8 protein-coding genes are annotated in these 7,556 nt (G+C 55.3%); all 8 read left to right on the top strand.

The annotated features are described in order from the left end of the window. The coding region (locus ACFFAR_RS18945) for a hypothetical protein (RefSeq protein WP_375508269.1) at window positions 1–225 on the top strand (225 nt) is incomplete at its 5' end. 11 nt (window positions 226–236) lie between these two features. Further along, on the top strand, window positions 237–1,295 hold the full coding sequence (locus ACFFAR_RS18940; RefSeq protein WP_174363693.1) for an iron-containing alcohol dehydrogenase: 1,059 nt from the start codon (window positions 237–239) through the stop codon (window positions 1,293–1,295). Window positions 1,296–1,419: 124 nt separating this feature from the next. Continuing rightward, window positions 1,420–3,102, top strand: a complete 1,683-nt coding sequence (locus tag ACFFAR_RS18935; RefSeq protein WP_174363692.1) for a GMC family oxidoreductase N-terminal domain-containing protein — start codon at window positions 1,420–1,422, stop codon at window positions 3,100–3,102. 290 nt (window positions 3,103–3,392) lie between these two features. After that, window positions 3,393–3,638: a hypothetical protein gene (locus tag ACFFAR_RS18930; protein WP_174363691.1), complete on the top strand. Its 246-nt coding sequence runs from the start codon at window positions 3,393–3,395 to the stop codon at window positions 3,636–3,638. Between the two features lie 486 nt (window positions 3,639–4,124). Then, on the top strand, window positions 4,125–5,075 hold the full coding sequence (locus ACFFAR_RS18925) for a WD40 repeat domain-containing protein (RefSeq protein ID WP_174363690.1): 951 nt from the start codon (window positions 4,125–4,127) through the stop codon (window positions 5,073–5,075). A gap of 10 nt (window positions 5,076–5,085) precedes the next feature. After that, a complete protein-coding gene (locus ACFFAR_RS18920; protein WP_174363689.1) occupies window positions 5,086–6,102 on the top strand; it encodes an alpha/beta fold hydrolase in 1,017 nt (338 codons plus the stop codon). A gap of 40 nt (window positions 6,103–6,142) precedes the next feature. Continuing rightward, on the top strand, window positions 6,143–7,009 hold the full coding sequence (locus ACFFAR_RS18915) for a TIM barrel protein (protein ID WP_174363688.1): 867 nt from the start codon (window positions 6,143–6,145) through the stop codon (window positions 7,007–7,009). Between the two features lie 358 nt (window positions 7,010–7,367). Then, a partial coding sequence (locus ACFFAR_RS18910; protein ID WP_375508268.1) for a hypothetical protein occupies window positions 7,368–7,556 on the top strand: 189 nt, incomplete at its 3' end.

Genomic DNA, 7,556 nt, shown 5'->3' with positions numbered 1-7,556 from the left:
GGCTTGCAACCGGGTGTATGGGGCTACCAAAATGTGGATCGCACAGAGCAGCGGGTTCAGTTGGACGGGGATATCGCACTGGTGTTCTGCAAGATGTCGATTCGCCTGATCAGTCGCGGCCTGTTCGGAGCATTCGACAGTCGCGCGCTAGCCGTCTGGGTACGTAAGCCTGATGGCTGGCGCCTGCTTGCGGTTCAATCCGGCGCGATCCCGCAGCCGAGCTAAAAGGGGCATTCATGCCACAGTCATTTGTGTATGACGTTCAGCCTGCCCGAGTAATATTCGGGCACGGCACCCGTGCGCGCCTTCCGGATGAAGCGGACCGGCTCGGCTTGAGCCGTCTGCTGGTTCTATCAACATCGGAGCAGGCAACGCTGGCAACTGACATGCAGACCCAGCTTGGCGAGCGGGCTGCCGGTGCGTTTGACGGTGCGCTGATGCACACGCCCGTTGAGGTGACTGGACGCGCGCTCGATGTCGTTCGTGCGTTGGATATCGACGGCGTGGTGTCCGTGGGTGGTGGCTCGACGACCGGTCTGGGTAAGGCGATCGCATTACGTACGGATTTGCCGCAGATCGTATTGCCGACAACGTACGCAGGCTCTGAGATGACTCCGTTGCTTGGAGAAACACAGGACGGGTTAAAGACGACCCGGCGCAGCCCAAAAGTTTTGCCCGAGGTCGTGATCTACGACGTTGATTTAACGCTGAGCTTGCCAGCAAAAATGTCCGCCACGTCGGCGTTCAATGCGATGGCGCACGCTGTAGAGGCGCTCTATGCACCCGATGCTAACCCGATCACATCGTTGATGGCAGAAGAGGGCATTCGCGCAATCGTGGATGCGCTGCCGCGCGTGATGCACGCCGGCGACGATGCCGGGGCGCGATCGGATCTGCTCTATGGCGCGTGGCTGTGCGCGTGCTGCCTGGGCGCGACAACGATGGGTCTGCACCACAAACTGTGCCACACGCTCGGCGGCCTGTTCGATTTGCCCCATGCGCAAATGCACGCGATCGTTTTGCCGTACGCATTAAAGTACAACGCGATGGCGATACCGGAAGCGTTAACGCGCCTGAAGCGTGCGATGGCTACCGATGATCCCGTGCTTGCGCTGCACGAACTGGTACGTCGGAGTGATATTCCGCAAGCATTGGCTGGAATAGGCATGCCGCGCGATGGCGTCTTGCGTGCAGTGGATCAGATCATGGCCAATCCATACCGCAATCCACGCGTGGTTGAACGCGAGAGCTTGATTCGGTTAATCGAACGTGCCTGGTCAGGAGGCAGTGCCTGAGATATCCCCCTTGTTGCGTTGAGGCGTCGAAGACGCCTAAGAAGAGGTATCGTCCCGCTAGTGTTCCGTCGAACCGGAGGATTGGCCGAGGGGAAATGTATGGAGTGCTAAGTCTGGAGGAGCGATGGAGTTTGATTTTCTTGTTATCGGCGGTGGCACCGCTGGCGCTGTGATAGCGTCGCGTCTTTCTGAAAATCCGTCCTGTCGCGTGCTTCTGATCGAGGCAGGGGATGACACGCTACCAGAAAGCACGCCGGCCGACATACAGGATGCATTTCCTACGTCGGCGCTGAACCCAAAGTATTTCTGGCAAGGCCTCACCGCCACCGCGACAGACGGAGCGCCACCCCGGAGCTATCCGCAAGCGCGGGTGATGGGCGGCGGCTCCGCCATCAACGGCATGCTTGCTCTCCGTGGCGCTCCATCCGACTACCTTCGCTGGACCGACGTTGATCCCGCGGCATTTAGTTGGGAAGCGGTTGTTCCGTATTTTCGGAAGGTTGAAAACGATCTTGATTTACCTGGCAAGGACTTTCCGCGCGGACCTCACGCAATCTCTCGTATCCCGAAGGAGCGCTGGCCGGCGTTTGTTCGTGCGATGGAGCACGCCGCAGCGCGCATCGGCTTGCCCTTTGTCCCGGATATTAATGAGACGCCAGTCGACGGTTTTTTTCCGATGCCGCTTGCTGTCGGTGCGAAAGCGCGTGAAACAAGTTCGGGCTGCTATCTGTCGGCTGATGTACGCAAGCGCCGCAACTTGGTCATACTCGCCAATGCACAGGCAACGAAGCTGGGCATGAACGGAGGAACTGTTGTGGGGGTCGATGCGATCCGGGCTGGTGCGCCGATCCATCTCTCTGCTCGAAACGTCGTCTTGTCATCCGGCGGCATCTATTCGCCCACGATCCTGCTTCGTTCGGGCATTGGGCCGCCGGATCATCTGGCTTCGCTTGGCATTCAGGTTGTGATAGATCGACCAGGGGTCGGCCGGAACTTGCAAAATCATCCTTATATGTTCTATGCGCTCACGCTTCCGCGTGCCAAACGTGTGGCAAGTAATTTCCGGTGTTTTGGTGTGGCGGGTTTAAGGGCATCTTCCGGCGCGCCGGGTTGCCCGACAGGTGACCTGTTCGCTTACGCAATCGGGCGAGTGAGTGGCGCATCGTTTGGACCGGGTTTCGCTCTGATGGCGAGCGCACTCTATGCGCCTAACTCTCGGGGCTTCGTCAGGCTTAAAAGCATCGATCCATTTGAAAGTCCGGAAGTCAATTTTCGTTTGATGTCTGATCCCTCTGATCCGCCCCGCATGCTGCAGACGGCGCGATTGACTGAACGGATACTGCGCGACCCGGATGTCGCCGCGCAGTATCAGGAGGCTTTTATCTTGCCCGGCAAGTTGGCAATTGGGCAGTTCAATCGTTCCGGATTTGCGGGTAAAGTGCTTTCGTTCGCGGCCGAAGCAGCATTTAATTCTCCCAGCCCAATCCGTCGGATGCTCGTCGGCCGCGCATTTGGCAGGGTCGCGCCCGTAGTTTGCGCCAGCGGCGGCCGCGAAACTTCAGATGAGGAAATTCTTTCCTCGATTTGCCCGATGGGTCACCCGGTCGGAACCTGCAAAATGGGCAGCAAAAATGACAGCATGGCGGTGGTCGATGAATCGTTCCGCGTGCATGGTACTAGTAATTTGTTTGTCGTTGACGCGTCCGTGATGCCTGTTATCCCCAGCGCGAACACGAACTTACCAACGTTGATGCTTGCGGAGTTGGCTGCGGATCGGATTCGCGATCGTTCGCTAGATCGCCCATAAGCCAAGGTTTCATTGGCTATAATTTTGCGAAGGTATGGGCCGCAATTTTTATGTTCCGCGCCGCTTTGTGCATGGGCTCGCCGGGTATGTCAACTTGCGAATAGTCTGGCGTGGATGCGGTGATGCCGCCCATGAGGAAATTATCTGGGTAACGATCGTGTGATCGCCGACGTCGGCAGGCGTGGTCACATGATGCTTGCCGATCGCCATGAGTGGCAGCGGTCGTGAAGCAACAATTACAGGCCAATGCGCGGAGAGTCCCCGGCCCTCGGATGTTAGACGGACGGTTTATGCTCATCGAGCAGGCGATAAGCATGCCAAAGGGGCGTGCAGAAGGCGCGGACTTCAAGGCGTTACTGTATTCGATGATCGAAAGCGGCTTTGTTGCGAACGCAATTGAGGTGCACGGGGTCGAAGGTCCCTCGGTAGATTCGCTGCCATCCGGGTATGGTGCGTTAGAGCAGGATGTTTCTGCAGTCCTGCAAGTTTTTTGGCGCGCAGGGAAGCGCACCGGACGAATGCTGGAGAATATTTGAGCGTCCGAGTTGGTTTGATCAAGACCATTCGCATCGCTCAATTAAAGAACGAGAACATACGTCGTACATGTGGGCAAGACCCATGCGGCCAAGAAACATGTGGCAGGCGCTTGATTTGGGGACGATTATTTCCTATACTGATTCTGTCGGCGGCAATTGAGTGCCATCGATTTGCCGCCTTTCCGGATCTGCGCAGACATAGATACCGGGAACGAACCCATGTGTAAAAAATGAGGGCCGAAATGGATCTCAGGTGCACGCACTGACCGGAGTCATTCTAGAAGACGTTTGGGCAGCGACTGCTAACGGCGCCCGCTTGGTGTATGACACTCCACAGGCTTTGCTGCTATGCGATGGGCGCTTAGTCGCGTACAGCCAAGCTGCTTTTTCGAGAGCATGCGTGGATAGTCTCTAGCGCTATGGCTTGTCATCCGAGCGTTGGCGTTGAAGCATGCAATGACTTGACTCATTCATAGGAGAACAGTTTTGGCAGATGCTAATTTTCAAACTGGTAACCGTGGCGTCATCGCAATCGACAAGGTCGGAAATCAGGTCTTGTTTCTCGACCCGAATACGTACGCAACAACGCTGACCCTTGATGGATTCGCTCCGCGTGTGCATGAGGTGTCGGTTTCTCCAGATCAGACGATGGCCTATGTGCCCATCTACGGTGATGGTATTCACGGTAAAAATCCTCGACCTGGACACTTGGTGGCGGTCTTTGATCTTGAGAAAAGGCGACATGTCGGCGACTTCAGTACTTACCCCTACCTAGCGCCGCATGGGCTTCGCTGGGGACCTCGCGGCGAGCTATATTGCGTCTGTGAAAACAGCGGGGCGATACTGGAGATGGACGCCAAATTAGGAACGATCAAAAACGTCATCGAAGTCGGCTCCAATAAAGCCCACCGAATTGAGGTCACGCCCGACGGTGCGAAGTTGTATTCTGAGAACGAGGAGGATACGTTTGGCAGCGTGATTGATTTGACAGTGGGCGCGCGCATTAAGAAGATCCCCGCCCCAAACGGTCTCGCTGGAATAGGAATGTCCCCGGATGGAAAGACTGTCGTCTTAGTCGACGCAAAGCTGCCGGAAATAATCGTAGTTGATACGGCATCCGATGAGGTTGTACGTACGATCCGGCTCGACGGCCACGATCAAGCGGCCCAAATTGCGCGCTATAGTCCAGACGGTCGATATCTGGTTGTAACGAGTTTCGACGCACCGCTTGCAACGGTCTTCGACGCTACCCTCGGGACACAGAGTCTGCTACATCTCGGGCAAGGACCGATGAACATGGCCTTCCATTCCGACGGCCGTACTGTCGTCATCGCCAATCAGAACGAGGGAAGCGTGTCGATATGCGACTTGGAGAAGGCCGAAGTACTGCGCACTGTGCCTGCCGGCGTTGGCGTCGAAGCATTGTCATTTTATTGAGGAGGCTGTCGTGGACTGGATTGCGTATGCCCACGAGGGAAACTACGGTCTTCCCGACTTTTTGTTTGCAGACGGAAAAAGGCTCAATATCCGATTGAAATATCGGACATTAGGCCACCGGTCGAATGACAATGATAATGCAGTTCTCATGTTGCATGGAACAACCGGCTCAGGTGCTCAGTTTCTGGAGCCCGAGATAGCGGACCATCTGTTTGGTACTGGTCAACCGCTAGATATAAACAAGTACTTTATTGTCATGCCAGATTCGATCGGACATGGAGGATCGAGTAAGCCGAGCGATGGGCTTGAGCAAGCCTTTCCACAGTATGGTTACGCCAACATGGTCGATGCGCAATGTCATCTTGTGAGGCAAGGGTTGGGCTTTACACACCTGCGTCTCATTCTGGGAACCAGCATGGGAGGCATGCAGACCTGGTTATGGGGGCAACGATATCCTGAAATGATGGATGCGCTGGTGCCTATCGCAAGTCTTCCAGCGCCTATTAGCGGACGCAATCTGCTAATGCGCCGGTTATTGATTCAGAGTATCCGCAGCGATCCAGCCTACTTGTCGGGCGGAGGCAAAGGTCAGGTGCCAAGCTTAGGATTGGCGTGGAACATCTTCAACTTGTTCCTCGACAGTTCTGCGCGGTTGGCCGAACAATTCACTAACGTGGCGCATACCGATGCTTATATCAAACAGGTTGCTCACGAGGCACTCCAAAGTCAGAACGCAAACGATGTCATATGGGAATTTAACGCGTCTGCCGACTATGATCCGGCGGGGAATTTAGACCGCATTATTGCGCCTCTTCTTGCCATAAATTTCGCCGATGACGACATAAATGTCGCGGCACTTGGTGTTCTTGATCGTGCCATCCAGACAGTTCATAGCGGGCGTGCAATAACACTTAAGGCTGGTCCTGATTCCAAGGGCCACCAAACTCTGAAAGTTGCGGCAACTTGGCAGCGTTATCTCGAAGAATTCATGACGCAGACGAGGCGGCCGCCTCCTACAGCAGACTGATTTTCTTGCCGAGGAGTGGCCCACGTTCTTGGAGAGTCTTATGCAGTTTGGTATAAATAGCATCTTATGGACAGGTTCGTTCAACGCGTCGGACCTTACACTGATCGAGCGGGTGCGCAATCTTGGCGCCGGTGGAATAGAGTTTTCGCGACTAGGGTTTGACGATTTCCCAATCCAAGCAATTCGGCGTGAACTTGAACGCTTGGACATGGAATGCACGCTCTGCACAACGCCCCCTACACCAGAACTGAGTTTGATTCATCCAGAACCCTCTTGCCGAGTGGCAGGGATCGGATACTTGCGAGAGGCGATATCTGTAGCAGCGAACATTGGATCTAAGCTCCTTGTCGGGCCGCTTTATGGGAAGGTGGGCTGGTTTCCTGGTGTGAAGCGAACGAAGGAGCAGTTTGAGTGGGCGGTCGAAGGCTTCCGTTCCCTCGTTCCCGATCTTGAGCGGCGGAACGTAACACTCGCAATCGAACCGCTTAACCGTTTTGAAAGCTTCTTCTTGGCGACTGCCGCCGATGGTCGGGAACTCTGCGAAGCGGTCGGCAGCGATAGGGTCGGGTTACTCCTCGATACAGCTCATATGACCATCGAAGAGAAAAGCCTTTCGTCGGCAATTCGCATTGCGGGTCCATGGCTTAGACATATGCACACAGTGGAAAACGACCGGGGGACCCCGGGCACTGGGTTGGTAAGTTGGCCGGCCGTGTTTGAAACGCTGCATGAGATAAATTACGATGGATGGTGCGTGGTGGAAACCTTTTCTTGGGAAGACCCTGCAGTGGCCCGGCGCACGCATACATGGCGTACCTTGGCGGAGTCGACCGACTCTCTCGGACGGGAAGGATTGTCGTTTTTGAGAGATACCGCGATGCGGTCTAAAATTCTACAGCCGCAGTGATACGACTTCGGCCATCCATAACTGGATTGGATGCGTCACCGGAGACAGGGGCGACGGCGATATAGAGAGGTATGGCAATACGCTCCTGCCGGTGGGGGCGTATGCCGGCAAAAGGCATAACTTGTCGCTGCCATGCAGATCGTCGAGAGCGCTCCTAGACTAAGATTGGGCGATGAGTGGACTACGGGGGTGGTTTAGGCGCATACGGTCTCCAGGAGAGTCATCCTCCAAAATAGTGTTCCGCTTTGGTGTCAGGAGAGTCGTCTTATAAAAGCATACGCATAGCGACAAGACCGTGCTTCACGAAATCTGACGATGGTGATGTTCAGTTGCGTCGCGTGCCACTTGGAGCTTCGTCATGATTGCGATGTCCCATCAGATTGCAGCTACGCTCGGTCAAATAGGCCGGGCGCTTATTGGAATTGTTTATTTTGCCGGCGGAATCGAGCATATTTGCAATTTTTCAGCAGTTTCGCAAGAAGTCAATTCTCGCGGCTTGCCCTTCTCTAAACTGATGCTGGGTGCTGGTACCGCCTTTCAGATGACA

The organism is uncultured Caballeronia sp. (assembly GCF_964243625.1).
In the GTDB taxonomy this organism is placed as follows: domain Bacteria; phylum Pseudomonadota; class Gammaproteobacteria; order Burkholderiales; family Burkholderiaceae; genus Caballeronia.
The sequence above is the reverse complement of the archived record's forward strand: the minus strand, read 5'-3'. Positions and strand labels throughout refer to the sequence as shown.

Coding starts and splice junctions, on each gene's coding strand:
- ACFFAR_RS18940 (WP_174363693.1), top strand. CDS start 237: ATGCCACAGTCATTTGTGTATGACGTTCAGCCTGCCCGAGTAATATTC.
- ACFFAR_RS18935 (WP_174363692.1), top strand. CDS start 1,420: ATGGAGTTTGATTTTCTTGTTATCGGCGGTGGCACCGCTGGCGCTGTG.
- ACFFAR_RS18930 (WP_174363691.1), top strand. CDS start 3,393: ATGCTCATCGAGCAGGCGATAAGCATGCCAAAGGGGCGTGCAGAAGGC.
- ACFFAR_RS18915 (WP_174363688.1), top strand. CDS start 6,143: ATGCAGTTTGGTATAAATAGCATCTTATGGACAGGTTCGTTCAACGCG.